Origin of the sequence: Lactococcus sp. EKM203L (genome assembly GCF_011800585.1) — a bacterium.
GTDB classification, from domain to species: domain Bacteria; phylum Bacillota; class Bacilli; order Lactobacillales; family Streptococcaceae; genus Lactococcus; species Lactococcus lactis.
This window is the reverse complement of the sequence record NZ_JAALEQ010000011.1, coordinates 1-26,133: the sequence shown is the minus strand read 5'-3', so window position 1 is coordinate 26,133 and position 26,133 is coordinate 1. Positions and strand designations below refer to the sequence as shown.

Sequence of the window (26,133 nt, the reverse complement as noted above, 5' to 3'; positions counted from 1 at the left end):
TTTTTTACTTTTACTCTTTTTGATTAAAATCATAATTTTCTTCATTCAAATGTTGACTCAGACGTTCTCCTAGATAAGGCGTTCCTTGATAAACCGCATAATTCAACCAATTTGAAAAAAAGAGGGAAGCTGCTGAAGCCCAAGTGCTTTTTGGCTTATTTTTATCATCATTTTCTGGAAAATAATTTTGGGGAAGATTGGGTTTCAGTCCTTCTTCTTTATCTCTCTCATATTCCCAAGCTAAAGTTTCACGGTCATATTCTAAATGGCCAAAAAGGTAAATTTCACGCAAATTTTTCTTCGCTAAAATTGAAAATCCGGTTTCTTTGGAGCTTGACAAGACTTCCAAATCAGGTACTTTTTTTATTTCTGATGGATTTGATTGGGTATATCGCGATTGTGGATAATTAAAAAAATCATCAAATCCTCTAAATAATGGATTTTTAGGTTGCTCTACTGAGCTTTTGTAAATACCACACAATTTTTGCGGAAGATTTTCTTTAGTTACACCATAGCGAGCATAAAGTGCCGCTTGTGCCCCCCAACAAATATGCAGACTTGAATAGACATGGCTTTTAGACCAGTCAATAATTTTCAAAAGCTCACTCCAATAGTCCACTTCTTCAAAGTTTAACTGCTCAACCGGAGCTCCTGTGACAATTAATCCGTCGTAATATTGACTATTAATCTCAGAAAAAGATTTATAGAAGGAATCTAAATGCCCTTGTTTCGTATTTTTAAAATCATGAGAAGTCATATATAAAAATTCAACATTAATTTGTAATGGAGTGTTCGATAGTAATCGTAAAATTTGTCTTTCAGTTATTAATTTACGCGGCATGAGATTGACCACCAGCAAATTTAAAGGGCGAATATTTTGATTCTTCGCTCGTTCATCATTCATAACAAAAATATTATCCGCTCGCAAATCATCAATTGCGGGCAGACCTTCAATCACTTTTACCGGCATAAATTACTCAACTTTCAAATAGAATTAGACTCAATTATAGCCCTTCGTGATTTTTTTGCAATAGTCTCGCATTTTAATTCTGTGATGGTCTAATTTAAAATTTTTAATCTTATAATAAAACTTGCCTATGGCAAGTCTCATTTTGTATTTTATTTATTTATTTATTTATAATTCGAGCAATGATTTTATCATAGATTACTCTCATTTCTTTTTCTGAGGATTTTTCGGAAAATTTTTCTAGGGGAATCCAGGCTAATCCCCCTGTTTCATCCGTATTCTTTTGAAGTGAATCACTTTCCTTTGCTTCAAATAAAAAAGTAACATTAAGATGAATATGAGCACTGACATAACCATATTTTCTGTGATGATGTCCAAAAACAGGTAAGGCTTCAATTGAAATTGGCATTTCTGAAAGTTTTTTGAAAGATCGCAGTCCCGTTTCTTCTTGAACTTCTTTTACCGCTACAGCTAATAAGTCAGCATTGCCATCAGCATGGCCGCCTACCCAACCCCAACTTTGATAAATCTTATGATAAATTCCTAAAATTTTATCATGACTTTCATTCAAAACAAATGCACTTGCTGTAAAATGTGCAATAGAAGACCGATTCAAATTTTTTTCATCAGCTGCAAAATCTTGAAAAACTTTAAAATCTGTTTTTTCTTGCTGACCTTCTGGTACAAAATTCTCTAATAATTTTTCTATTTGATTTTTCATTTTTCACCTCACAAAATTATTACAATGATACTCATTAAAATTAAAGAAATAAACATGGATAAACTTATTGTCAATCCAGCTAAGGCCTTATCATTTCCAAGTTCTATAGCCTGAATCATATGTAAAAAGGACATTGGGCAAAAGAAGATTAATAAAAGAATTTCTTTTATTATAGCTGGAAATGGAAGGAAAAAATAAACCAAACTAGCTAAAATAAAGGCTAGTAAATAGCGCCAAGTCAATATTTTTAAGACAAGTTTTAATTTTCCCTTTGGCAGACGAAATTCCATAAAAAGCCCAATCGTAAAGATAGATAAAAGAGTATTAGCATTTGCTAAGGGGCGAATTGGAATCAGCCATTCATCCGGAAAAGATAGGCCGAAAATTGCTAAAATAAACATAAAAATATAAACAACAAAGGGTGGATTACGAAATAAGACGCCAAATATTTCTTGTAAGATAAAGCCGTGTTTTTTTCTACCACTTGAAAGTTCAACAATTGCTTGAGTAGTCCCTGTCACCATTAATGAATTTCCCATGTCAAACATGGCAAGAAATGGAATTGCTGCTGGAAAAAAACTAGAAACAAAAGGAATTGAAAAATTTCCGATATTATAACCTGACAAATCAAACATATAAAGTCCACGTTCTTCAACAGTAGCTTTTCGTCCAATAAATTTTCCTAGAAAAACTAAAAGAAGATTGAAAAAAAGTCCCATAAACATCAAGATAAAAAAAATATTAGAGAGTTTCGTATGATTGACTCCAATTAAAATTGTTGCTGGCAAGGTTAGATAAACAACCATTTTTGAAGTTAATGCTCCGTCTTTTTGATGAAGAATTCTAATTTTCTTTAGTAGGAGAGCTAAAAATAAAACAAGCATGATACTCAAGGCGTTGAGAAGAATTGTAGTCATTATTTTACTTTCTGTCAGTCGTTTTTTATTCTGTCAGTAATTTTGTAACTCCTAAGTTTACTGACAGCCTATCTCAATTAATTCTAGCATTTTTTTAAGCAAAAACTCCCGTAAAAATACGAGAGTCTTTTTTGATTATTTAATTTCAATGGTATATTCACAAGAAAATTTTCCTTCTGGTGCCAATTGATTGATTCCAAATTTGTTGGTAATATCTCCATCAGTATTTTCATCATCTGCAATTCCACACCAAGGTTCGATACAAACAAAGGGTGCTTCATTTGGATAAGGTGACCATAAACCAAAATAAGGCATATTTTTCCATGTTAGGCTGACTTCGTGGTCATCTAATTTATTGGTCAATGAAACTTTCATCTCCTTTGATGAGGTATAAACTAAAGCATCTTTATCAAAAAGTGCTCTTGTTAACGGAAGTTGACTGACTTGACTTTCAACTCTTTCGTCTAGTTTCAAAGTTCCTGACGGTGGATCAAGTGGGATAAATGTCCGCTTTTCATCTGGTGAAATTATTAATTGGTAATCTTCAAAAGTTCCATTTTTTAAAGGAACATTGAAAGCTGGGTGAGCCCCTACGCCAAAAGACATGAATTTTTCATCTTCATTTTTCACTTCATAACGAACTCTAATTTTATTGTCTACTAGTTTATAAGAAACACGGAAAACAAAATGAAAGGGATAGTGATTTAAGCTATCTTCATTGTCACGAAGTTCAAAAACAAGTTCATCAGCTGATTTCTTAATTAATTCAAAGTCATTATCACGTGCAAAACCGTGTCCGCCCATTTTATAAGTTTTGTCATTATAGCGATATTCCCCATTTTTCAATTTCCCTACGATTGGAAAGAGAACTGGAGCATGACGGCCCCAAAATTTTGCATCTGCTTGCCACAAATATTCAATATCATCATGTTGAATAGAATGCATTTCTGCTCCAAAAGTATCCACAACAACATTTAAGTGGTCATTTTTTAAAGTGTAATTCATAAAAAACTCCTTATATTTTTTTAACTTCCTCTATTTTACCATTTTTACTAACAAAAATTTCTGTCAGTAAAAAAATGTACGCCACACTTCAGAATGTTGACAAAGTACTTTCCACAAAAAATCAAAAAGTTAAATTATGACTCAAATGTCTGTGGAAATAGACAAAAGAGGAGCCGCTTGGGCTCCCCTTTTAACAACCCACTCGACTGCGAGAGTGGAGAGCCTAGCATGAAGTGCGAAGCTGTTCCACACCAAATTGTTCAAATTTAGGTGCAAAACAGCTTTTTTATTCACTTGAACCATGCGCCACGGTTTAATCTTTTCTTGGTTTATAAAAATTACGATTAGATAAAGCCCAAACGCGTTGACTAAATTGACCTGGGTCAAGCGTTTGAGTCGCCGTAGTCATCATCATCATATTGGCATCCATAACATCAATTTGATGAATCATTTCTGCTTCCATAATTTGCGGACGAACAGGGCTACCATATTCCAACTCACCATGATGACTCAACAAACAATGACGAAGCATTAATAAATCTTCATTGTCATCATCAAAGCCAAGTTCAATGGCGGCTTTACTCACTTCTTCATCAATCAAAACAATGTGCCCAAGCAAATTTCCGCGCAAAGTATAAGAAGTATTTTCCGCACCTGTAAACTCTAAACATTTTGCCATATCATGCAGTAAAACACCGGCAAACATCAAATTTTCGTTGAGTTGTGGATAAACTTCGCAAACTTTTTCTGCTAATTGAAGCATGGTGGTTGTATGGAAAGCAAGACCTCCTTCAAAAGCATGGTGATTAGTTTTTGCAGCAGGAAATTCATAAAATTCTTTATCAAATTTTTTCAAAATCGTTCGTACAATTCGATTTAAAGTCGCATTTTCAATACGGAAGACGATTGATTGAACATATTCACGTAGATCTTTTTCTTGAACAGGAGAACTTTCTCGGTAATCATGAGGTTGATTAGGTTCACTATCTGTCGCCAAACGTAATTGTATTTTATTGACTTGAGGCATTCCATTATAAAGTTCTTTGAGAGCCTTCATATGTACGACACGTCCAGCTCTAAATTGTTCAACCGCTTTAGGATTGGCATCCCAAATATTTCCGTTGATTGTTCCTGTTCGGTCTTGAAAACTTAAAGCTAAAAAGTCTTTTCCTGCACGAGTTTGACGTAATTCAACTGATTTAATCAGATAAAACCCTTCAAAAAATTCGCCAATTTCTAAGTTTTTAATGAGCACCATGTTTTCTCCTTTAAGATGTGAGAACGAGCATTCAGAAGTGATGAAAATTGTGGTTCTGAATATAATCCAGTTCCTATTTCACACGCTTCTACGAGCCCGAACTCAGTTAAATTAATTTGCAGGGGCGCTTCATTTCACCAAAGAAATAAATGTTTTTCTTTCTTACGTCCCACTTTTATATGTTAATTTTTTACCGCTTTTAAGAGCGACTTTCTTAGATATCGAACCTAAACTAGAAAGAGAAGTTTATTCATTATCTATCCCTAGAAGTTCACTACTTTTACTATTATCAATTTCATTGATATTCCGTAATTTCCGATTCATCACATTTGTTCTTGTGGTGATTAGATTGCTAATCTCTTTTTCAGATTGTTGCAGACGTTCTTGAACTTTTTTCAGTGAACCTTCAAACTTACCAAATTCTGTTTTGACAGCACCTAGTAGCTCATAAACTTCAGCTGATTTTTGTTCGATTTGCAAAGTTTTAAAGCCCATTTGCAAACTGTTCAAGACGGCTGTCATTGTCGTTGGACCTGTCACATTGACCTTGTAATCACGACTGATTTGTTCATAAAGTTCAGGGTTATTGACCACTTCCATAAACAGCCCTTCAGTTGGTAAAAACATGATGGCAAAATCTGTTGTTTTTGGTGGAACAATATATTTTTCACTGATTGATTTGGCTTGAGCTTTGACGGCATTAAACAATGCTTTTCTTGTCTTATCAATTTCCAGACTGTCATTTGATTCTAAAGCCATTTGCAAGCGTTGATAATCTTCCATCGGGAATTTTGAGTCAATTGGTAATAAAAGCTCTGAATCATCAGATTTTCCAGGTAAAATCAAAGCATAATCAACTGCATTGCCCCCTTGGATATTGACTTGTTCACGGTATTGACTACTTGTAAACATTTGCTCTAAAATTCGGCCTAACTGAATTTCACCAACAATCCCACGTGTTTTAACACCGGTCATTACCTTTTGTAAGCTGTCCACATCGCTGGCAAGATTTCTCATTTCACCCAAGCCCTCTTCCACATTTTTCAAATGTAAAGTTACCTGTTCAAAGGATTGCGAAATTCTGCGATTTAATGTTTCTTGCAATTTTTCATCGACCGTTTCTTGAATCTGACTCAATCTTTTATCATTTGAATCTTGTAATTCTTTAAATTTATGGTCAAATTTGGCGGTAATTGACTCTGTCAGTTCTGACAGTTTACTAACCGTTCTATCAGTAGATTCTACCAAACTTACAGAAATTTTTTCTAATTTTTGCTCATTTGAGTTTTGTAAATCTTTAAACTGCCAATCAAACTTACTATTGATATTTTCTGTCAGTGCCGAAAAATCATTATTGACTGAACGTAAACTACTAGAAAGTTCCTGCCTATTTTGCGCAAGTTGCTGGTTAATATCTGAGCGCATTTCCGATAAATTTTGATTAAGATAATTTAACTGATGACTCGTATTTCCTTTGTCAGTTTTTTTGAAAAAATTGGCAAGGGACAGTAAAATCAAAAGTATAAGTAATATAATAATTATGACTTCCATCTTGATTTTTTATTTTCCTACTTTTTCTAAAATTTCTTTAACTACAAGTTCTAGATTTTGTTGATTATTAATTTTTTCACTATCTGGTAGTGTATCAAAAAATGTCAGTTCTTCTTCTAAATGAGATAAGCCCCATTTTTTTAAAGCATCATTTCTTAAATTAAGACGCCTTATTAGTTCCTCTTTAGAAACTTCAAGTAAAAACCGATGAACTTCGATATTTCGCACTTCTAGTGATTTAAAAATCTCCTCAAAACAAAACTTCATATGTAGGGTCATTGGTACAATAATGGTTCCTGAATATTCTCTATTTAACTTTTCAAGAATCTGAACATTCCAAGTCTGCCATTCTTGATATTTTTGGAAATCATCTTTTTGAATTTCTTTTGGCAAATTTTTTCTAAAAAAATCTCCGATTTCCTCTGGATCATAAATCCATGAGGGAAAAATACGTTCATGCAAGAGTTCAGCAATAGTTGTCTTTCCCGAACCATATGCACCATTTAACCAAATAATCATAGTTTTTCCATTAGTTCTTCTTTTAATTTATTAATATTTACTTCAACTTCACCTTTAAAAATAAATGACCCTGCAACAAAAACATTAGCTCCGGCAGCTTTAGCAACTTTAATTGTTTGGTCATCAATTCCACCATCAACTTCGATTTCAAAATCAAGCTTTTTATCAGCTCGAATTTGAGCGAGTTCACGAACTTTATCCATCATTTCAGGAATAAATTTTTGACCTCCAAAACCAGGATTGACTGTCATTACTAAGACCATATCCACAAGTGGTAAAACAGTTTTAATCGCCTCTACAGGAGTTCCAGGATTAATAACTACCGAAGCTTTCATGCCGGCATTCTTAATTTTTTGAAGTGCTCCGTGAATATGATGAGTTGCTTCAACATGAATACTCATGCTATCAGCTCCTGCCTTTGCAAAATCCTCCACATATTTTTCAGGATTTTCAACCATCATGTGAACATCGAAAAATAAATGAGTTTGTGCGCGAAGTGCCGAAACAACGCCAGCTCCAAAGGTTAAATTATCCACAAAATGTCCGTCCATTACGTCAATATGTACAAGGTCAGCTCCAGCAGATTCTAAACGTTTCACATCTCTTGCAAAATTTCCAAAGTCTGCTGACAAAATTGATGGAGCAATTTTATTTTTCATTTCTATCCTCTCTCTAAATAACTTGAATTAGTAATTTATCTTTTGAAACTAAAAACACTTATTCACCACTATTTTCTGATGAATCATCATGAAGTTCTTCTTTAATAATTGTTTTCCAAGATTCACCCTCACGTTTATGCTCTACAACTGTTGCCGCACGAACTCCAAGCATAATTGCTAAGCCTAAAGCAATGACTGTCAAGAAATTCATCACAAAGGCCAGACTTCCACTTTTGAAGACAAACATTTCTAAAATTTGGCAAATAAGCGCAAAAATAACCGCTAAAAAGGCTTCTGTTTTCAATCGTTTTTTCATTTTTCTTTGTCCTGTGAACTCTCTAAATCTTTTTTATCCTCTTTGGGCTGATTAGTTAATCCAAAAAAGACACGGTTTAACCAAAAAATAACAAAGAAAGTTGCAATAACCAAGAGGATAAATACAATAATCATCATTGTTTTTGACAAATCATTTTTAAAATAAATCGCTAAAATCCATGCTAAAACAAGGGCGAAAAAACCAGCTTGTTTTAACCAAATATTATCTTTAGCCCTGTTTTTTTCGTTTTTTCTCATAAGTTTCCCTCGTGTGATTAATTTCATCTAAAATCTGTAAATAATTATCATAGCGGCTCTCTAAAATTTCATGATTTTCTAGTGCCAGCTTGACTGCACAGCTGGGTTCATGCGTATGTGTACATTCGCGAAACTTGCAATCATGACTGATTCTTAAAATTTCAGGAAAAGCAGCATTTAAATCCGGCTGATTCGTCACTTCATAGTCTAGACTAGAAAATCCCGGTGTGTCAGCAATTAAGCCACCAGCCAATTCAAAAAATTCAACATGACGTGTCGTATGACGCCCACGTCCCAGTTTTTCTGAAGTTTCTCCCGTTGCCAGTTGCATTTCTGGTGCAATTTTATTTAGCAAAGTAGTCTTACCAGCGCCAGTTTGACCCATAAAGACAGTTACTTTTCCCGCTAAATTACTGACCAAATGCTCAGCATCAAAAAAAACATCATAACCAATTTGTTCATAATCACTTTTTATCTGTTCATAATCTGTCAGCTGATTAAAAGTTTTTTTATTCTTATCTGAGCCTTCCTGCATCTCTGTCAGTAAATCCAACTTAGAAATGTAAATCATCGGGTGAATATTTTTATGCTCTAAAAAAACCAAAAAGCGGTCTAATAAATTCAAACTAAAATTTGGGCTCACTGTTGACATAATAATCACAGCTTGATCAATATTAGCAATAGATGGTCGAATTAAAGAATTTTTTCGCTCACCAATTTTTAAAATATAACCTTCTGAATTTTCCTCAGTAGAAAATTCAACAAAATCTCCCACAACAGGTTTCATTCCTTTTTTTCTGAAATTACCACGCGCACGCGTCTGATAAACTTCACCTTCTGATTCTACATCATAAAAGCCTGCCAAAGATTTGACAATACGTCCATTTTTTATCATGTTCTCATTATACCAAAAAAAGGCTTCACTGTAAGCCTTTCATTATTTTTTAAAGTTTATTAACTCAAAACAGTGATTTGAATATTTTTCCGTCCCCAAGCAATTGCTTGGTCATTAGTTGGAAAATGGACATCAATGATATTCCCAATAATTGCTCCCCCAGTATCACCAGCAATTGCAATTCCATATCCTGGAACTTCAACAAGAGAATTCAAAGGAATAACACTTGGGTCAACCGCAATACAAATTGGATTTTTACTTAAATCAATTCCCGTTGCTGTAATCCCATTCAAAGCATAAGCCGTTGCTTCTACATTTAAAGTACGACCACCAGAAGTTGTTGTAGATGAGCCATTGTTAGCACCATCCGTTCCTTTATCGCTTGAAGCCTGTGAACTTTGAGAACTTGATGAGCTTGAGTTTTGAGTACTTGACGAACTTGATGAAGTCTTAGCCTTCTCTTGCTCCGCTTTAGCTTTAACCTCAGCTACCGATTTAGCCAATGCTTCATCGCGAGCTTTTTGTTCTGCTGCTGCTTTCTCTTGCATTTCACTCAAAAGTTGTTTATTAGAACTAATTTTATCCTTAAGCGATGAAATACTACTTTGCAAGCTATCTACTTGTCCTTGATAGTCATTTTGGTTTTTCACAAGAGATTCTTGCGTTTCTTCCAATTTAACTTTCATTGTTTTAAGTGAAGCTTCTTTTTCTATCAAAGATTTAGCTTGGTCAGCCTCGGCTGTCAAAACAACATTCAGATTGGTCAAACGTGTAATCATCTCTGAGAGATTTTTTGATGACGCAACGACATCAATATATGAGAACGTGGCCCCACCATTTGATTGTACTGCTCGCATTTGTTTTGCGACAGAAGCCTTGAGTTGAACAATATCATTTTCAGTTTCAGCAATTTTGCCTTCATATTCTGTGATTTTGCTCTTTGACTGCTTAACTTTTTCTTGAGCTTCTTGCGCTTGACTATAAATCTTATTTGCCTGCGCTAATTTGCTATCGAGTTCTGTTTGGAAGTTTGTAAGTTCTTGGTTGACTTCCGTTTGAGAGCTCTCAGCATTTACCTTTGTTACTCCTAAGAGATTAGATGGTAGTACTGACAAAATCATCAGTAAAGCTCCCACAAGTATTCCAACTTGTTTTATTTTTTTAGGAATTAAATTCTTCATACTTTGTCTATTCTAACATATCCCCTCAGGATTTTAATTGCAATATCTTTACTAAGATTAACATAATTTTAAAATAAATACAAAACGACACTTCCACAAGAGCCTTTTGATTTACTGAAAGCAAATTTTCATTCGCTTCTTTATTATTTATTTGCAAAAAAATCTCTATCAGTAAAATACCAATAGAGATTTTTACTGACAGTTTTTTTGTCAGTACTTTTTCAAATTAACGGATTTCTATATCCAATTTTTCCACAAGATTTTTTGTAATTTTATTGACCGCAGCCGTAATTTCATCATCTGTCATTGTATTTTCAACAGGTTGGAAAGTGAGACTGTAAGCCATTGATTTCTTACCAGCCGGTAAGTTTTTGCCTTGATAAATATCAAATAACTCAACTTGGCTAAGTGTTTTGACACGACTTGATTTAATGACAGAAACAATTTGTGCATGTGTCACTTCAGCATCAATCAAAAGTGCGATATCACGGTGAACAGCTTGAACTTTCGGAATGTCAGTAAAGATAGTTTGAGCTGGTAATTCTTCAAGCATCACTTGCATATCAAGACCAGCAACATAAGTTTCTGCAATATCGTATTTTTTAGCTGTCGCCGGATGAATTTGTCCTACAAAACCAGCCACACGACCATTAATTTTAATGACAGCAGTCCGTCCTGGGTGCATCGCTGCTTGATTATTGCTTGGAATAAATTCTACTTCTTTGTATGCTTCGAGAAGGTTTTCCACAATTCCCTTAGCATAGTAGAAATCAACAGGAACAGCTTGCCCATTATATGATTTATCCACAACATTTCCAGAAATAGCAAAAGCAAGGTTTGGTACTTCTATCGGACGAATATCATCTGGATTTGGTAAGAAAATATTGCCAATTTCATAAATTGCCACATCAGCATTTTTACGATTCTGATTGTAATTTACAATATCCAAAAGTCCTGGAATCATGTTTGCACGAAGTGTTTGACGATCTTCGGTCATTGGCATCATAAGCGTTGTTGTTTCAAGCTGACCCACAAATTCAGTTGCTTTTTCTGGAGTTACAAGCGAATAACCAATAACTTCATTAAGCCCTGAACTTTCGAGACCTGTTCGCACCGTACGACGGAATTTTTGCATTTGAGTCAATTCACCAGCATTTTGTGAGGAAGGCAAAGTACTTGGCAAATTATCATAGCCATAAATACGAGCTACTTCTTCAACTAAATCAGCTTCAATATGAATATCCCAACGACGTGATGGGATTTCACAAGTAAATTTTTCACCCTCAACTTCAACCCCAAAGCCAAGTTGAACAAAAATTTTTTCCACAGTCTCAAGAGATAAATCTGTTCCCAAAGCACTATTAACACGACTCAAAGTAATTGATACTTTTGGAAAAATAGGTTGATAATCATTTGATTCAACAACACCTGAAAGAACTTTTCCACCAGCCAATTCAACTATCATTGCTGCTGCAAAATCAAGTGCCTCACGAACCGTTCCTTCATTAATTCCTTTTTCAAAACGACTTGATGCTTCCGAACGCAAAGCAAATTTTTGAGAAGTTTTACGAATTGAAGTCCCATCAAATAGAGCCGCTTCAAGGGCAACACTTGTTGTTTCGTCAGTAATTTCACTATCAGCGCCACCCATAACACCACCAAGCGCTACAGGAAGTCCATTTGCGGTAACCACAATATCAGAATCATCTAATTCACGTTCAACATGGTCTAAGGTTGTCATTTTTTCACCAGCCTTAGCTTGACGAACCAAAATTTCATCAGAACCAAATTTAGAAAAATCAAAACTATGCAAAGGTTGACCAAAAGCCATCAAAACATAATTCGTCACATCCACTACATTGTTGATTGGTTTCACACCAGCATTCATCAAACGGTTTTGCAACCATTGTGGTGATTTAGCAATCTTAACCCCTTCAATCAAACGAATTTTATATGTTGGAACCTTATCTGTTTCAACTTTTACTGCAATTTTACTTGCTGCTGATTCAGAAGCTTCTACTAAATCTTTCTTTTCTAATTGAACTGGTAAACCATAAATAGCACCAACTTCCCAAGCTGCCCCATGCATTGACAAAGCATCCGCACGGTTTGGTGTAATTGATAATTCAATGATTTCATCATCCATATCAAGATAAGAGAAAATACTATCACCAACTTTAGCATCCGCTGGCATTTCAAAAATACCATCCTCATGCTTCATTGGATTAATTTTTTCATCAATCCCAATTTCATCAAGCGCACAGAGCATCCCGAGAGATTCAACTCCTCGAATTTTACCTTTTTTGATTTTATAATTATCAGCAATTCGAGCACCCACAAGTGCTACAATTACTTTCATACCCACACGAACATTTGGCGCACCACAAACAATTTGCAATGATTCTTCAGCTCCAACATTCACTTGTGTGATGTGTAAGTGTGTGTCAGGAATATCTTCACTTGATAAAATTTCTCCCACAACAAGTTTTGACAAACCTTCCATTGGACTTGTCACGCCTTCAACCTCAATCCCAGACGTTGACATCTTTTGTTCTAATTCAGCTGATGTCGCTCTAAGATTAGGCACCAACTCTTTTAACCATTTATATGATACTTGCATTTTATTTCACTTTCTATTCACAGTTTTTTGACTTTTTTATTTTCCAAATTGCTCTAAGAATCGTACGTCCCCTTGATAGAATCCACGAATATCATTAATTCCATAACGGAGCATCGCAATACGTTCTTGACCAAGCCCGAAAGCAAAACCAGAATAAACTGAAGAATCTAAACCAGACATTTCAAGCACATTGGGATGGACCATACCTGCACCAAGAATTTCAATCCAGCCGGTATGTTTGCAGACGTTACAGCCTTTTCCGCCACATTTGAAACAAGAAATATCAACCTCAACAGAAGGTTCAGTAAATGGGAAATAACTTGGACGCCAGCGTAATTCACGGTCTTGACCAAACATTTTTTTCATGACAAGGTCAAGCGTTCCTTTAAGGTCTGCCATTGTGATATTTTTATCTACAACCAAACCTTCAATTTGATGAAATTGGTGGCTGTGAGTGGCATCATCTGTATCACGACGATAAACACGACCAGGAGCAATCATGCGTAACCCCCCTTTAGAGAAATCATGAGCATCCATTGTCCGAGCTTGCATAGGTGAAGTATGCGTACGAAGTAAAACTTCATTAGTGATATAGAAGGTATCTTGCATATCACGAGCTGGATGATCTTTTGGAAGATTCATTCGCTCAAAATTATAATGGTCCGTTTCCACTTCATAGCCATCAACAATTTCATAACCCATTCCAAGGAAAATTTCTTCAATTTCTTCTTGCGTTTGAGTTAAGATATGGCGACTTCCTTTTTTCTGAGCTTTTCCTGGCAAAGTCACATCCAAAGTTTCTGATTCTAAAGCGGCATTCATTACTGCTTGTTCAATTTCCACTTTTTTAGCTTCAAATTTTGCCCCAAACTCATCACGAAAAGCATTGGCAAGTGCGCCAATAACTGGACGTTCTTCATTAGTCAGGTCTTTCATCCCTTTCAGAATTTCAGTCAATTCACCCTTTTTACCGAGCATCACAGTTCTTAAATTATTCAGTGTTTTTTCATCAGCAACAGAGAGTAAGTCAGACAAAGTCCGCTTGCGAAGGTCTTCAATTTTTTCTTGTAAGTTCATTTTTATCCTTTCAACTTATGAAAAATATATATTTGTTATTAAAAAGAGATTTGAGCCAAATTTAATAGAAAATAAAAATACCACAACTCTCATCTCCAAAGGAGCGAAAGCCGCGGTACCATCCTATTTTATCACTTAATTTAATTATTTAATTCACACAAAAGCCTACATTTTAGACTATCACTCTAAATGGTAGATTAAAAATAGCTTTCTTTAGTAAGGTGAACTTCAATTGCAATTCCATATTGTGGCTTTCAGTCGGTGACCACAATTCCCTCAAATTTCATAGACAATCTACTCTTCTTACATCTATGCTTAATTTTATCACTTTCATAAGATTTGTCAACTTTAAGAAAGTGTATTTTTTTATCTTGACAAAACAAAAAACGTATTTTATAATAAATATATATTTAAAACATGTTTATAAAATATGTTTAGAAAGAAGGAATTTAATGAAAACATTTAAAAGCTTAGAAGATTTTGTCGGAACACACTTTATCTATACCTATGATAATGGTTGGGAATATGAACTTTACGTCAAAAACGACCATACCATTGATTACCGTATCCATGGCGGAATGGTCGCTGGCCGCTGGGTCAAAGACCAAGAAGTTTCATTAGTGATGTTAACCGAAGGGATTTATAAAATTACATGGACAGAACCTACTGGTACTGATGTTGCCTTAGATTTTCTTCCAAATGAAGGAAAATTACATGGCATGATTTTCTTCCCGAAATGGGTAGAAGAACACCCAGAAATCACTGTCTGCTTCCAAAATGATTTTATTGACTTAATGCATGAATCTCGCGAAAAATATGAAACTTATCCTAAATATTTAGTCCCAGAATTTGCAAAAATCACTTATGCTGCTGAAGCAGGTAAAGATAATGACGATGTCGTCGCACAAGCTCCTTACAAAGAAATGACAAATGATATTCGTAACGGAAAATACTTTGACCAAAATTATAAAATGATTAAGCATTAATTTTCAAGTCAAAAATAATAAAAAAGAGACAAATAATATTTAATTTGTCTCTTCTTTATTTGAGAAATCAATAGAATACCAGCTTATCAACATTAAATAATTATCAATTTAGATTTCCTTAAATTTCGTTATATATAATAGAATAGACAGTTTACAAACTCGCTATTTCTATAATAACTTAAACATATTTACCCACATTCAATAGGGGTTTATAAAAAAATCAAGTGACCTGAACACACTTGATTTAATACTAAAACTCTGTTAAAATACGCTGTTAAAAATGCACCGCCGTGCGCAGAATTGAGAACCATGAGTGAGCACTATTTAGTGCTTTTTATGATTTTATGAGTTTCAACTATTTAATTTTTTTAATTTTTCTAGTTGTTTTGTGGTATTATATTATTAATAATGCAACCCCAAAATGAAAGGTATTAATACTGATGAACACTGATATTATGGCTGAAATTAAAGAGAATAGGAAGAAATTTAGAGTAGATCATTTTGATATTGTAATATCGGAATACATAAATAGATATAAGGATAAGAAAGTAATATTAGATCCTCCTTATCAAAGAGTTTTTAGATGGGATATAGAAAAGCAATCAACACTTATTGAGTCAATATTGATCGGAATACCTCTCCCACCAATATTTGCCTTCTCAAATGATGACTATGATTGGGAAATAATTGATGGAGTTCAAAGAACTACTACTCTTTTAAGGTTTTTAGCTCCAGAGATTTTTGGAAAAGATGCTGAAGATCAAATAATTCAAGGATGTTCAATTCTAACTTCATTAAACGGAAAAAAAATTAGTGAACTCCCTAATAATATAATAAGTGCAATAAATAACTTTCGGTTAAGAATTGAATTAGTTGAAGATACTAGTGATTCTTATAGTCAATACTTATTATTTAGTCGTTTAAACAATAATGGTGAGCCTCTTTCATCTCAAGAATTACGCAATTTCTTAATTTATAAATTGAATAGTGAATTTTATTCCGAACTTTCTATTCTAAAAAAACATCCTAGTTTTGTGAACGCTTTTAATCTAAGCAAAAAAAGAACTAAGAAACAGGAAGATGTTGAGTACATTTTAAGATTCTTATTATGTAGAGATATCATGATTCATAACAATGATAATCATGAAAAATATTCTACAATTGATGAATTAATTACTAAAGAAATTGAAAAATACTTAACTGTAAAAGATAATGAATATTTGATTAAAGAATACAAATTGTTTAAGGAAACTTACGACTTTATAGTCAATTTACTAGGATATAATTCATTCAGACACTTTCATCCAAGAACGAATTCTGTTATAAACACATCCATTATTGGACCAGTAATTAGCACTAATTTAGAATTATTCAAGAATTTAGACAAAGAAGTGCTTCTCAAAATAATTAAAAACTTTTACGAAAGTGATGATTATATAAAAATTACATCGCAGTCATACTCCCCAACTAGACGTTTCTTTGTTTTAAGTGAATATACAAAAAAATATTTTGATAATGCAATTGGGGAATTAAATAATGGAACAACAAAAAAAGAATTTTAAAAATTATAGAACAATTAAGAGATTAGAAATATCTAAAATGAGTTCTTTAATTGAAGCCATGAACGATGAGGTTAACAAGAAAGAAAAAACTTTATTAATTAGTAGCTATATAGTATTAGTATATGCCTACTGGGAAAGTAGCTTTCATAAATTTCAACAATTAATGCTTGATAGTTATAAAAATATACCTATAAAATTATTACCATTCAATTTAAAAAATAATTTGTTACTAACTTTAGCTAAAATAAGTGTTGGTGGAAATGGGAAAAAAATTATCAATGAAGTAAAGCAAATGTCAATTTTTGAAGGAATAATCAAGATTACACAAGAAAATGAAGAATTGGGTATTGAAGAAATTTTTTGCAAATATCATGATAAAATTTCTAGAAAAGACTTAGATAAACATTTTATACTAGAAACTGCCAATCCAAACTTAGATCGTGCTTCTGAATTACTAAAAACATATAGCATAAAGTTAGAAAGAATCATTAAAGAGGGCAAGGAGAGCGAAAAAATAAAACCATACTTCGATGAAGGCCTTGATTTTATTATTAAACAAAGAAATTCTATAGCACATAAGAATGAAAAAATTTCTTATAAGGATAATGAATATGAAGAATATGATTTATGCATGAAAGATTTGGTAAAAGATATCGCCAATGGAACTAATACTTTAGAACGTCCAGAGTTTTTTATAAATGAGATGACCTTTCAAATAGATAGTTTTTTTGATATAATGGTAGACTATCTTGAAAAAAATATTGAAGGGTTGAAAAAGTAAATGTTTAAGTATAGAATTATTAACTCGGATATTTTTTCTGGTCTTGAAAAAGTCAAAGATGAAACTATTGATTTAATATTTATTGATCCTCCATATAACTTAAAAAAGAACTATGCTGATAATATTTCTGACAATTGGGATTCTGATCTTGACTATATTGCTTGGGTTGAAAAATGGCTAGAACTTGCTGTAAAAAAATTATCAAAAACTGGTTCGTTGTATATAATGAACACCACACAAAACATGCCATATATTGATCTTTATTTGAGAAACAAACTACATGTTAAATCACGTATAATCTGGCACTACGATAGTTCTGGAGTACAAGCCAAAAAATATTATGGTTCATTATATGAACCCATCTTATTCTGTACAAAAAACAAAAATTCATATACATTTAACAGCGTAGACATTGCAGTTAAAACAAAAACTGGGTTTGAGCGAAAACTTATAGATTATAGAAAAAATCCTCCTCAACCATACAATGATACTAAAGTCCCTGGTAATGTGTGGTATTTCCCACGAGTAAGGTATAAAATGAAGGAATATATAAATCATCCCTCTCAGAAACCACAAGCCTTGCTTGAACGAATTGTTCTCGCTAGCTCTAATCCTGGTGATAAAGTTTTAGATTTATTTGCAGGTTCCTTCGCGTTAGGGGAGGTATGTAAAAAAAATAATAGAGAATATATTGGAATCGAGTTAAGCAAATCTTATTGTATACTTGGTAAAAATAGTCTTGAAGAGTAGATATAAGTGCCTTTTAAGGTGCTTTTTATTATGCTCTATCTTCTTCCTTTTTCAATGATTGTCAATTATCCGTTTTTCTGTACATTTTTTATGAGACCAATAATAAGCTTTACTCCCTTTTCCGGTAAAACTATCTGAGGTCGCATTTTACGACTACAGCTTAAAATTTGTTATAGTTCTGATCCATAAAAAAGATTGTCCTGACTGTTTAAAAATGGAATTTATTAATCTCATGATATGACCCGAAACGTTGATACATAAGCATAAATAAGTTTAGAACATTTTCAAAAAAACGTCATATTCACATAGAAGTTTAAGACTTATGCCCCTTTTTTGCCCCTCTTAAAGCGTGGTTCTTGCTGTACTTGATTAAAATGCTTTTTACATATCTCCTTATAAGTCTTCGTAAGTTTCATAGACGGTATTATTTGTAAAAGTTCATCCAAATATATCACTTTGCCTCTATGCAAACTTTTTTGTCCGAAAGAATCTATCTTATTTTTATTTCGACTATATTCTTGTTTATAGTCATTAAATACGTATACTTCATACACTGCTCTTGAACATTGTTTTAGAAGACTTTCTGGTCCAAGAACTATATATAAATCATCATATTTTCTTTCATTTCCTTCTCCACCTTCACCAATTTTAATATTAGTCCCGATTGGTGCGTTATGAGATTTAATTTGTACTTTTTTATTTTTAATGTCTAACCCATCGTATCCTTTTTCCCTTTGATTCTCGCATAACTTAACACTGAATTTCTCTTGTACGATAAATTCTGCTATATCTCCTAAATATTTTTCTGACCGAATAACACCACATTTTCTCAATTTTTTAACAGCACCTAGAAATTCATTAAGTGCTTCGATTTGCTCTTTTTTCAATATATACCCCTTTAATTATGCTATATATAAGTTTATCACAAAAAACAAATAGGTAAGCGCAAAGTTGCGCTCTACAAATTATGCAAAGTAATTTTTTCCTTCACCTCAACTATCAAAAATTTAATCCTAAATAAAAAAGCATTCATTAAGAATGCTTTTTATAGTCTTCTCCCATTAATTATATCTTTGATTGATTTATCAATGGACTGTTGCTTGGTAATCAGCGGCGTTAAAGTTCTAGCTGCATCATTTTTATCGAAAACAGAAACGGCCGGACGATTGCTTAAAAGTTGTAAAGCATTAATAACATCTTTGTTTGTTCCGCTTGAAGCTATTGTCTCCAGTATACTTAAAATGGCATTCAGTTGCTTACTATTGTCAACAACTGGAGTATTAACTACTAACTGTTGTTGAACTGCTCTCATATCTCTAAATATCTTCGCATTGGCTGGAATTCCTCCAGTGCCATCGGCATATTTAGGGATAAGTTGTGCTGTTTTGCTAGCTTTTAAAATTTTTGTTCCTTTAGGTAGTGGCATTGTCACATCTCGTCCTTCTGGAATAAAACTTACTCCATTAGGAAGGCTGATTAATTCCTTATAGGTTGGCCCTTTTTGGTCATTAACCATAGCAAGCCCGCCCGGATGGTATGGTGTACCTTGCGCATTGTTTGTTTTATTTATGATTAGATCAATTGTTTTTGAAGTCGGAATATCACCTAAGAATCCACTCAATGTTTTTCTTGCTCCACTGTCATTGGCATCAATTCCTACAGTTTTACCTTGCAATGCAGCAATTGTTGCGGCAGCGCTATTTACTCCTTTACCTGTTCCGTCAATAGCTCCTAGGGGTACAGATTTACCTGTTAGAGTATTTATCATTGCTTGTGCAGACATTGTAGGATTCTTAGTCAAGTCTTCTGCCAACAATTTCTTTGCAGGTGCTGTTGCTAAATTCCACGCTATTAAAAGCTGTGTTGCTTCATCCTCATGATTTTTAAAATCTGAATTGTCTCCAAGAAGTTTTTTCACTGGGTCTGGGATAGAATTCCAAATTTGTAAGCTATTTGATGTAGCAGTAATGGCATCTATAGCTGTACCACTTTTTTGCGATAAACTATCAATGTTTACACCATACTGTTCTAATATAAATTTTGCAGAATTATACCAAGTGTTGTACTGATCTGTTCCCTCTAATAGCCCTTCTCCTTGCTTCATAATCATGTTTTCTAACGTGCTCAGATAGGCTTTTGTTGTTGCATCATGTTCATTTTGAATTTGCTTTTCCTGTGAGGTATATTGTTCTTGAGTGATTTTCCCATGATTCAAAAGATCTTCAAGTTGGCTTTTTTTCTGAGAAAAAGTATCATTTGATTTATTCAGGATTTCTTGAATATTTGCTTCATATTCCCGAGCCTGTTGAGCGGAAATATTATTAATATCTCCAGCTAATGCTTGCATCAAAGCCTTCTTCTTATTTCCAGTTATACCTAAAGCGGTTATTTCTTGTTCTGCAATTTTTTGCTGAGCAGTGGCTACTTGCGTCTGTTGTATGAATGACAGTTTCCCTTGCTCTCCATTTGCATTTTTATAAATATTTGTTATTTCATCCGTAGCTTGCTGAACAACTGCTTTCGCAGTAGTTCCTCCGCTTTTAATATTGTCAATAACATCTTTACCAAAGCCTAGATTTTTTGCTTCATCAACTAATTTTTTTGTGGATGAATCAATATCACTATCAGTTGTAGTTTTTAAATCACTGATTGCTTGAGCGACATTTTTAAAAGCTTTAGTCCCCTCTGTTTCAAAAAGCGTAGTCGCTCCAGTCAAATCATCAATTTTGCTTTTGAAATTTTCAACTTTAGAAACAGTTTCTTGAGGAACGTTTACTGTGCCAAATAACTTCATTCTCTCTTTGGCTTCATCTACTGCTTTACTTACAACAATTATTAATCCAGCAAGACCAGCTACACCTAATGCACCAACCGCCACTGGACTTAAACCAGCTAATATTGGAGAGATTCCAGCTAAGGAAGCAGATAGTCCACCACCTCCAGCTATCGCAGCAGTTGCCCCTCCTGCTTCTGTAGCAATTCCTCTAAGTGCGAGTTCGCCTGCTCCTTTTGCTCCAATTCTAGCCAAACCTCCAGTAACTCCCGAAATAATACTTGTTAATCCACTTAAAGCTTTCGCTGTTGGTGCAATTGCAGCTGCTCCGAGTGCCATATGGACGATGAATTGTTGAGTTTCTGGGCTTAATTTTGAAAACGAGCCTGCCAAATTATCTATTTCTTTAACAACTGGAATGATTGAAGGTAAGAGTTTTTGACCTAAATCAATTGATAAAACTTCCAAAGTCGCTTTAGCTTTATTAAAAGCATTCTTATCAGAATTGTTCATTTGGTCTGCAAGTTTTTTAGTATAACCAGTCGCATTTTGAGTTTCTTTGGTTAAGTTGCGTAAGGCATTACCACCTTGGTCAATCAAGATATTCATTCCTGTTTGAGCTTCTGTACCAAACGCTTTAGCAATTAAGGAACTCTTTTCAGCTTTGGTCATTCCTTCTGTTGATTTCTTGATGGTATCAAGCATATCAGGCAAACCAATATTCCCTTTTTTCCACTCATCCAGATTTATTCCTAGTTCTTGGAAAGCCGCCGCTGCTGCATCGCTAGGTTTTAACAAGCGAGATAAAGCGCCACGCAATGATGTACCAGCTTTTTCACCTTCGATACCATTATTTGAAAGTAAACCAATTGCAGATGAAGTTTCTTCAAGATTCATCCCTAAAGAATGAGCAACGGGTCCAACATATTCCATTGCCACACCCATGTCTTCAAAACCTGCAGAGGTTTTATTAGCTACAAATGTCAAGCTATCTGTCACACGTTGAGTGTTTTTCATCATGGATGCCGTATCTTCAGTCTTCAAACCAAACTGTTCAAGAATGGCAGTTGATGCGGACATTACTGTTCCAAAATCTTCCCCTGAAGCTCTTGAGGCATCTAATACTGCTGGCATGGCCCCAACGGTTTGATTAAAATCATAACCACGCTTTATCATTTCTTCCATACCTTCATTAATGGAAGATGTATCAATACCGTATTGTCTAGCCCATTGTTTAGACTTGCTGGATAAGACATCCATATTTTGAGCTAATTGCTTTGGCGAAGTATCATCAGCTAGCAATGCTTGAATTTCAGTCATCTTACCATTGAAATTGGTTGCTGCTTGAATTCCTTTTGCGAACACTGCAGTGACTGCTACTGAAGCAGGAGTAGAAACAGAAGCAATCGAATTTAATCCACCACTTACTTTTTGAAATCCTGTCGATAGCTTAGGTAACAGAGATGTTTGTTTATACTGTTCCTCTGCTGCTAACTTTAATTGTGATTTAAATTGAGCCATCTGAGCGCTTGCTCTCGAAATGTCAGCCGCATATTTTTGAGTACTAGAAGTTGCCTTTCCATCTACGAGTGAACCTGAATATGATTTTTTCAATAAATCAAGCTGTTCTTTTTGCTTAGCGATTGATTTATTCAAGACTTCCATTGGACTCCTAACCCCATCAACACCTTTACCAAATGTTGAAAATGAGGTTTGAGAAGTTTTTAAATCATTTTTTAAGGCAGCTAATTGCTTGTTAACGCCAGTAATGCCTTTTGAAAAGCTGGAATCATCAAACCCCATTTCAATTATCATTTTCCCTAAAGGTGTATCTGCCATTGCTTTCTCCTTGAACTTTTTATCGTTAATTCAAGGATAAACAAAAAACGCCCTTAAAAAGTAGCGTTTTTAGCACCACTAAGCCAATTCTCAGCGGTTTTTTTATTTAAAAAGTACACTCCTATTATATCATTTTTCTTTCGTCTATTCTCCATATTCTTTACGAAGCCATGCTCTATATTTAGTTTCTTCTAGAATGATAAGACCACCCCCATCATCATGATAAGCCCCCGTCTCTTCAATTTCCTTTTGACGATATTCTTCGCGATACTGATTCATCTCATCGTAATATTTTTGCACTTCTCGCATCGTGATGAGTCTCGGATCAAAATCTTTGTGAACAGCACGAAGAATACCTTTTAGTCTTTCAGATACATGCCGCTCTCCATGAGCTTCTTTATAAGATTGTAAGGGTAAAAGTTCTAAATCATATTCTTTCAATTTATTTTCTAAGTTGCTACTAAGTTCACGTTCTGAACTTCTGTATTCGCTAGTCTCTTTTTCAGCAGCGTTCATGAGAGGAATAATTTTAGAATTGAGGTCATTTAAAAGCTTATCAATCTTTTTATTACTTGAGCTTTCCCATGTCTTACTATCTTCATCATGAGCTTTTTTCAATTGAGGTAATACTTCTAAATCAAGGACGGCTTGTTTTTTATCTCGTTCTAGCTCCGCGAGTGAAATATCAATTTCCTCAATTTCATATCTTGCTTCACGTTTTTTGGCTGCACTTGAAAAAGGAACCTTGCTATCAATTTTCTTTTGAAGCGTTTCTCGTCTTTTAACCAGCTTCGCCTTTTCATCGTTAAATTTCTTTTCTGTCTCTAGAATTAATTGATAAATTTTTTGTGTGTTTTCTAACATTTTAGTTCTCCTCATTTTTAAATAATTGTTCTCAGTTTGTTAACATTTAGCTGTTTTTTAACAGTTATTTTAACAATATTGACCATTTTAGGGCGGTTTTTCCCTTATATTTTTTAGAATTACAAAATCTCCTCAATCGTTATTTTTATTGACTTTGGAGTGTTTTCAACGTTTTCAGCACATTTTTCAACAAAAACACTATAAATAGCTTAACAGAGCCGTTTATTTGTATTTTTGTTTTCAGTTAACACCCCCCCTATCAAAAAAATGGCTTTATATTTGGTTAAAAAACCCCAACCGGTCTGTGGTAAATTCGGAATTTAACCCATTTTTTTTAGACCCGGGGGTATATTTGAAAGAAAAGATAAGATTTATTCTGTTTCTTCGTTTTCTAGTTCGGAATCTTTAAACATTAAGAGTAAGTGTCCATCGTCGTACTGTTCAATGAACGCTTGTACGGCTCGTATGAGGAGCTGACCGACCACTCGCTCCGTTAGCCCTCTACTCTTAGCAATAGAAACAATCCCCTCCGGTTTAAAGTAGTAGCATTCAAAGATATTGCGTTGCTCTCTGTCGTCAATCTTATTAAGAGCTGACATAATCAGATTGGATTGATAAGGCTGTGGCTTATGTCTCATGATGATAGCTAAGATGTCCCTGAGCTTTAACCATTGCTCATGACTTAATCCCAAGTAGTTCGCCTTTGGTTTCTTGATATACATTGCTTCCTCCGTGATATAATAGATATATCGAAAGGAGTACTATGATAGCCCTAGGTTTCTAATTATCTTATCTAAATCCTTCGCAATGTCTTTCTGGATATATTCCTCACGTTCAACTATATTGCAATGCTTAGCTTCTAGATGTAATTGAGCAGCATGATTTAATGTCTGTTTGATACTCACCCAATCAGACTTTGACAAGCGGTTATGCCTGACTGGAATCCCTCCTCCAAACAAGACATTGAATCCCTGACGCTTTGTATGACCAGATTGATTAAGCGCCTTATCTATTTTATCCAGCTTCTTTTGATTCTCTAACATTAATCGCTGAATGTTAGAGTGTGGTTTAAAATTTAACATCTTATCCTCCCTATGGCTGTCTTGTTGATAGCCTTTTTTATTTACTCTTCTAATTCAAAGCCGATGAGTTCCGCGATATTATCCAAAGCGTTGATATTCATATCTGCTAAATCAGACGGTTTAATGATTGTTCCGTCTGTATATTTTGGTACATGGTTAGGGTCAGCGGTAATGATTGAATCATTAAGTGCATATAAGTCTTGTATTTGTGCTTTGAGTGTGTTGTTTTCATCTATAAGTTGAGGTGAGGTACTCAATTCAGATACGCCTAAAGTTTCAGACAATAGGTCGATTCCACAACTTATTAAAGTTATTAAAGCTTCTACATCAGCATCCGAATTAATAAAGTCTTTTTTAATTAATTCAATAATCTGTTTTACAGTGGCTTTTGGTTCATTATTTTCTTCTTGTTCATGTAATTTAATTATGCTCATTATTTTCTCCTATTTCTTATTGGTAAATATATATTATAATCGGAAATACAACCAAACCCTGTAAGTCCTTATATTTATTGAGTTAATCGCTGTTTTTATAAATTAATTAAACAACTGATTTCGTTAGGTATCTTTCTCAAGGTTTCTTCCCAACTATTCTGGTACTACCCCAAATGGTCCACGTTTTGAAAATTTAACCGCCACAACATGGCTTCCATTAAATACTGTAGTGCCTAGTTTAAATAACTGGTCAGGGTCATCTTGCCATTTGCCAATGACTTTCATATTATCCAGTGTCTGATTAAAGACAAATGCTGATGCATCATTCACTGTGTAAACCATAATTACTTTATCGCTCATTATTCTTTCTCCTTATGCTTAAACTCGTTTTATTGAAACAATATTTTTTATGTTAAATAAATAGCCACCTAGCCACTCCGCATTTTTATCAACTAAAAGTGCATGACTAAATTTCTCAAATTCCTCTTCATCATAAGGAATATTAAATGGCATTTTTTCATTGACTGTAAAGACTATTGTCTTTGTAAAATTAAAGCTCATTATCAAACCTCTTTTTCTAAATTGGTATAGCTTTTTCTATTTGATGACTATTAGTTTCTAAAATCGTTCTCTAGACCACACTTTTTTTGCGTGGTCAACCACGTTTTTACCACGCTTATAATTCGCTTTACTAAGCCATTGACACGCAAAATACGCTTTTTTATAAATTCTCTATAATATAATATTAAAAACAATAAACTGCTCTATAATTGGTATACTTAAAATGTTAATATACAATCAATAAAATATTATTTCTTAAAATAAAAAGTGTTTTTTGCGTTTTTTGCGTGGTCATTCCTTTAATACCGCTATTTATAGCCCTTATTATTCCGTGGTAAAATCGTGGTCAAAGTGTGGTCATTATGGTGGCTCATACATTGTTTCAAGAAATGCGGCGACTGCTTTTGATGCTCGACGTGGATTTCCTATTGCAATTACTCTAAAAGTACGACGCTCACCCTCAAAAGTTGGTAATTTCCTTGTAGTTTCAAAATATCCAATAATATCAAGAGCTTCTTTTCTTCGTTTAGGACTTCCAGCACCGTAATAGGTTTCTTT

General features: G+C 34.0%; 26 protein-coding genes and 1 pseudogene. 4 read left to right on the top strand and 23 right to left on the bottom strand.

The window, feature by feature from the left end; genetic code table 11:
- Positions 1–10 precede the first annotated feature (10 nt).
- From metA to pheS, 14 genes are all read right to left on the bottom strand, one after another.
- Entirely contained in the window at positions 11–970 is a 960-nt protein-coding gene (gene metA / locus HFD15_RS12405; RefSeq protein ID WP_058207899.1) for a homoserine O-succinyltransferase, read from the bottom strand.
- 157 nt (positions 971–1,127) lie between these two features.
- Positions 1,128–1,688: an NUDIX hydrolase gene (locus HFD15_RS12400; protein WP_023188677.1), complete on the bottom strand. Its 561-nt coding sequence runs from the start codon at positions 1,686–1,688 to the stop codon at positions 1,128–1,130.
- A gap of 8 nt (positions 1,689–1,696) precedes the next feature.
- Positions 1,697–2,605, bottom strand: a complete 909-nt coding sequence (locus tag HFD15_RS12395; RefSeq protein WP_032944299.1) for an AEC family transporter — start codon at positions 2,603–2,605, stop codon at positions 1,697–1,699.
- 135 nt (positions 2,606–2,740) lie between these two features.
- The gene (locus HFD15_RS12390; RefSeq protein ID WP_023188675.1) at positions 2,741–3,610 is read right to left on the bottom strand and encodes an aldose 1-epimerase family protein; all 870 of its coding nucleotides are present in this window, start codon (positions 3,608–3,610) and stop codon (positions 2,741–2,743) included.
- A gap of 313 nt (positions 3,611–3,923) precedes the next feature.
- The gene (locus HFD15_RS12385) at positions 3,924–4,868 is read right to left on the bottom strand and encodes a 3'-5' exoribonuclease YhaM family protein (RefSeq protein WP_004254890.1); all 945 of its coding nucleotides are present in this window, start codon (positions 4,866–4,868) and stop codon (positions 3,924–3,926) included.
- Positions 4,869–5,114: 246 nt separating this feature from the next.
- Entirely contained in the window at positions 5,115–6,419 is a 1,305-nt protein-coding gene (gene rmuC, locus HFD15_RS12380; RefSeq protein WP_004254886.1) for a DNA recombination protein RmuC, read from the bottom strand.
- A 9-nt stretch (positions 6,420–6,428) separates the two neighbouring features.
- Positions 6,429–6,938 (bottom strand): AAA family ATPase, encoded by a 510-nt coding sequence (locus tag HFD15_RS14180; RefSeq protein WP_194316078.1) that lies wholly within the window; start codon positions 6,936–6,938, stop codon positions 6,429–6,431.
- Entirely contained in the window at positions 6,935–7,597 is a 663-nt protein-coding gene (gene rpe, locus HFD15_RS12370) for a ribulose-phosphate 3-epimerase (protein WP_039116175.1), read from the bottom strand. Before rpe ends, HFD15_RS14180 begins: the two co-directional genes overlap by 4 nt.
- A gap of 58 nt (positions 7,598–7,655) precedes the next feature.
- Complete coding sequence (locus tag HFD15_RS12365) at positions 7,656–7,913, bottom strand: hypothetical protein (RefSeq protein WP_004254880.1); 258 nt, start codon at positions 7,911–7,913, stop codon at positions 7,656–7,658.
- Positions 7,910–8,170, bottom strand: a complete 261-nt coding sequence (locus HFD15_RS12360; protein WP_012898465.1) for a hypothetical protein — start codon at positions 8,168–8,170, stop codon at positions 7,910–7,912. The genes HFD15_RS12365 and HFD15_RS12360 overlap by 4 nt, the downstream gene beginning before the upstream one ends.
- Positions 8,142–9,065 carry a ribosome small subunit-dependent GTPase A gene (gene rsgA, locus HFD15_RS12355; RefSeq protein ID WP_004254873.1) on the bottom strand — a complete coding sequence of 308 codons (924 nt, stop codon included), beginning with the start codon at positions 9,063–9,065 and terminating at the stop codon, positions 8,142–8,144. Before rsgA ends, HFD15_RS12360 begins: the two co-directional genes overlap by 29 nt.
- Before the next feature lie 59 nt (positions 9,066–9,124).
- On the bottom strand, positions 9,125–10,246 hold the full coding sequence (locus HFD15_RS12350) for a 3D domain-containing protein (RefSeq protein WP_033900840.1): 1,122 nt from the start codon (positions 10,244–10,246) through the stop codon (positions 9,125–9,127).
- 226 nt (positions 10,247–10,472) lie between these two features.
- Positions 10,473–12,866 (bottom strand): phenylalanine--tRNA ligase subunit beta, encoded by a 2,394-nt coding sequence (pheT, locus tag HFD15_RS12345; protein WP_023188671.1) that lies wholly within the window; start codon positions 12,864–12,866, stop codon positions 10,473–10,475.
- Positions 12,867–12,902: 36 nt separating this feature from the next.
- Positions 12,903–13,943, bottom strand: coding sequence for a phenylalanine--tRNA ligase subunit alpha (pheS, locus tag HFD15_RS12340; protein ID WP_004254858.1), 1,041 nt, complete (start codon positions 13,941–13,943; stop codon positions 12,903–12,905).
- A 452-nt stretch (positions 13,944–14,395) separates the two neighbouring features.
- On the opposite strand from pheS, the gene HFD15_RS12335 reads away from it, so the two are divergent.
- The 4 genes from HFD15_RS12335 to yhdJ all read left to right on the top strand — a co-directional run bounded on the left by HFD15_RS12335 (position 14,396) and on the right by yhdJ (position 18,022).
- The gene (locus tag HFD15_RS12335) at positions 14,396–14,929 is read left to right on the top strand and encodes a phenolic acid decarboxylase (protein ID WP_010906203.1); all 534 of its coding nucleotides are present in this window, start codon (positions 14,396–14,398) and stop codon (positions 14,927–14,929) included.
- 455 nt (positions 14,930–15,384) lie between these two features.
- Entirely contained in the window at positions 15,385–16,491 is a 1,107-nt protein-coding gene (locus tag HFD15_RS12330) for a DUF262 domain-containing protein (RefSeq protein WP_238785368.1), read from the top strand.
- On the top strand, positions 16,466–17,272 hold the full coding sequence (locus tag HFD15_RS12325; RefSeq protein WP_167593382.1) for a HEPN domain-containing protein: 807 nt from the start codon (positions 16,466–16,468) through the stop codon (positions 17,270–17,272). Before HFD15_RS12330 ends, HFD15_RS12325 begins: the two co-directional genes overlap by 26 nt.
- Entirely contained in the window at positions 17,273–18,022 is a 750-nt protein-coding gene (yhdJ, locus tag HFD15_RS12320; protein WP_167593383.1) for an adenine-specific DNA-methyltransferase, read from the top strand.
- Between the two features lie 320 nt (positions 18,023–18,342).
- Here the strand turns inward: yhdJ and HFD15_RS12315 are convergent, their stop codons facing one another.
- From HFD15_RS12315 to HFD15_RS12275, 9 genes and pseudogenes are all read right to left on the bottom strand, one after another.
- Complete coding sequence (locus HFD15_RS12315) at positions 18,343–18,909, bottom strand: hypothetical protein (protein WP_167593384.1); 567 nt, start codon at positions 18,907–18,909, stop codon at positions 18,343–18,345.
- 158 nt (positions 18,910–19,067) lie between these two features.
- Entirely contained in the window at positions 19,068–22,634 is a 3,567-nt protein-coding gene (locus HFD15_RS12310) for a phage tail tape measure protein (RefSeq protein WP_167593385.1), read from the bottom strand.
- A 144-nt stretch (positions 22,635–22,778) separates the two neighbouring features.
- Positions 22,779–23,498, bottom strand: a complete 720-nt coding sequence (locus tag HFD15_RS12305; RefSeq protein ID WP_167593386.1) for a hypothetical protein — start codon at positions 23,496–23,498, stop codon at positions 22,779–22,781.
- Positions 23,499–23,869: 371 nt separating this feature from the next.
- A complete protein-coding gene (locus HFD15_RS12300) occupies positions 23,870–24,136 on the bottom strand; it encodes a hypothetical protein (RefSeq protein WP_167593387.1) in 267 nt (88 codons plus the stop codon).
- A gap of 123 nt (positions 24,137–24,259) precedes the next feature.
- Entirely contained in the window at positions 24,260–24,580 is a 321-nt protein-coding gene (locus tag HFD15_RS12295) for a hypothetical protein (protein ID WP_167593388.1), read from the bottom strand.
- A gap of 41 nt (positions 24,581–24,621) precedes the next feature.
- A complete protein-coding gene (locus HFD15_RS12290; protein WP_167593389.1) occupies positions 24,622–25,014 on the bottom strand; it encodes a hypothetical protein in 393 nt (130 codons plus the stop codon).
- 153 nt (positions 25,015–25,167) lie between these two features.
- Positions 25,168–25,374 (bottom strand): hypothetical protein, encoded by a 207-nt coding sequence (locus HFD15_RS12285; protein ID WP_058211123.1) that lies wholly within the window; start codon positions 25,372–25,374, stop codon positions 25,168–25,170.
- A gap of 18 nt (positions 25,375–25,392) precedes the next feature.
- Positions 25,393–25,575, bottom strand: a complete 183-nt coding sequence (locus HFD15_RS12280) for a hypothetical protein (protein WP_167593390.1) — start codon at positions 25,573–25,575, stop codon at positions 25,393–25,395.
- Positions 25,576–25,935: 360 nt separating this feature from the next.
- A pseudogene (locus tag HFD15_RS12275) lies at positions 25,936–26,133 on the bottom strand (hypothetical protein); the annotation flags it as partial.

Bases quoted from the DNA above. Each gene is read 5' to 3' on its own strand.
- metA (WP_058207899.1), bottom strand. From the start codon at position 970: ATGCCGGTAAAAGTGATTGAAGGTCTGCCCGCAATTGATGATTTGCGA.
- HFD15_RS12400 (WP_023188677.1), bottom strand. From the start codon at position 1,688: ATGAAAAATCAAATAGAAAAATTATTAGAGAATTTTGTACCAGAAGGT.
- HFD15_RS12395 (WP_032944299.1), bottom strand. From the start codon at position 2,605: ATGACTACAATTCTTCTCAACGCCTTGAGTATCATGCTTGTTTTATTT.
- HFD15_RS12390 (WP_023188675.1), bottom strand. From the start codon at position 3,610: ATGAATTACACTTTAAAAAATGACCACTTAAATGTTGTTGTGGATACT.
- HFD15_RS12385 (WP_004254890.1), bottom strand. From the start codon at position 4,868: ATGGTGCTCATTAAAAACTTAGAAATTGGCGAATTTTTTGAAGGGTTT.
- rmuC (WP_004254886.1), bottom strand. From the start codon at position 6,419: ATGGAAGTCATAATTATTATATTACTTATACTTTTGATTTTACTGTCC.
- HFD15_RS14180 (WP_194316078.1), bottom strand. From the start codon at position 6,938: ATGATTATTTGGTTAAATGGTGCATATGGTTCGGGAAAGACAACTATT.
- rpe (WP_039116175.1), bottom strand. From the start codon at position 7,597: ATGAAAAATAAAATTGCTCCATCAATTTTGTCAGCAGACTTTGGAAAT.
- HFD15_RS12365 (WP_004254880.1), bottom strand. From the start codon at position 7,913: ATGAAAAAACGATTGAAAACAGAAGCCTTTTTAGCGGTTATTTTTGCG.
- HFD15_RS12360 (WP_012898465.1), bottom strand. From the start codon at position 8,170: ATGAGAAAAAACGAAAAAAACAGGGCTAAAGATAATATTTGGTTAAAA.
- rsgA (WP_004254873.1), bottom strand. From the start codon at position 9,065: ATGATAAAAAATGGACGTATTGTCAAATCTTTGGCAGGCTTTTATGAT.
- HFD15_RS12350 (WP_033900840.1), bottom strand. From the start codon at position 10,246: ATGAAGAATTTAATTCCTAAAAAAATAAAACAAGTTGGAATACTTGTG.
- pheT (WP_023188671.1), bottom strand. From the start codon at position 12,866: ATGCAAGTATCATATAAATGGTTAAAAGAGTTGGTGCCTAATCTTAGA.
- pheS (WP_004254858.1), bottom strand. From the start codon at position 13,943: ATGAACTTACAAGAAAAAATTGAAGACCTTCGCAAGCGGACTTTGTCT.
- HFD15_RS12335 (WP_010906203.1), top strand. From the start codon at position 14,396: ATGAAAACATTTAAAAGCTTAGAAGATTTTGTCGGAACACACTTTATC.
- HFD15_RS12330 (WP_238785368.1), top strand. From the start codon at position 15,385: ATGGCTGAAATTAAAGAGAATAGGAAGAAATTTAGAGTAGATCATTTT.
- HFD15_RS12325 (WP_167593382.1), top strand. From the start codon at position 16,466: ATGGAACAACAAAAAAAGAATTTTAAAAATTATAGAACAATTAAGAGA.
- yhdJ (WP_167593383.1), top strand. From the start codon at position 17,273: ATGTTTAAGTATAGAATTATTAACTCGGATATTTTTTCTGGTCTTGAA.
- HFD15_RS12310 (WP_167593385.1), bottom strand. From the start codon at position 22,634: ATGGCAGATACACCTTTAGGGAAAATGATAATTGAAATGGGGTTTGAT.
- HFD15_RS12305 (WP_167593386.1), bottom strand. From the start codon at position 23,498: ATGTTAGAAAACACACAAAAAATTTATCAATTAATTCTAGAGACAGAA.
- HFD15_RS12300 (WP_167593387.1), bottom strand. From the start codon at position 24,136: ATGAGACATAAGCCACAGCCTTATCAATCCAATCTGATTATGTCAGCT.
- HFD15_RS12295 (WP_167593388.1), bottom strand. From the start codon at position 24,580: ATGTTAAATTTTAAACCACACTCTAACATTCAGCGATTAATGTTAGAG.
- HFD15_RS12290 (WP_167593389.1), bottom strand. From the start codon at position 25,014: ATGAGCATAATTAAATTACATGAACAAGAAGAAAATAATGAACCAAAA.
- HFD15_RS12285 (WP_058211123.1), bottom strand. From the start codon at position 25,374: ATGAGCGATAAAGTAATTATGGTTTACACAGTGAATGATGCATCAGCA.
- HFD15_RS12280 (WP_167593390.1), bottom strand. From the start codon at position 25,575: ATGAGCTTTAATTTTACAAAGACAATAGTCTTTACAGTCAATGAAAAA.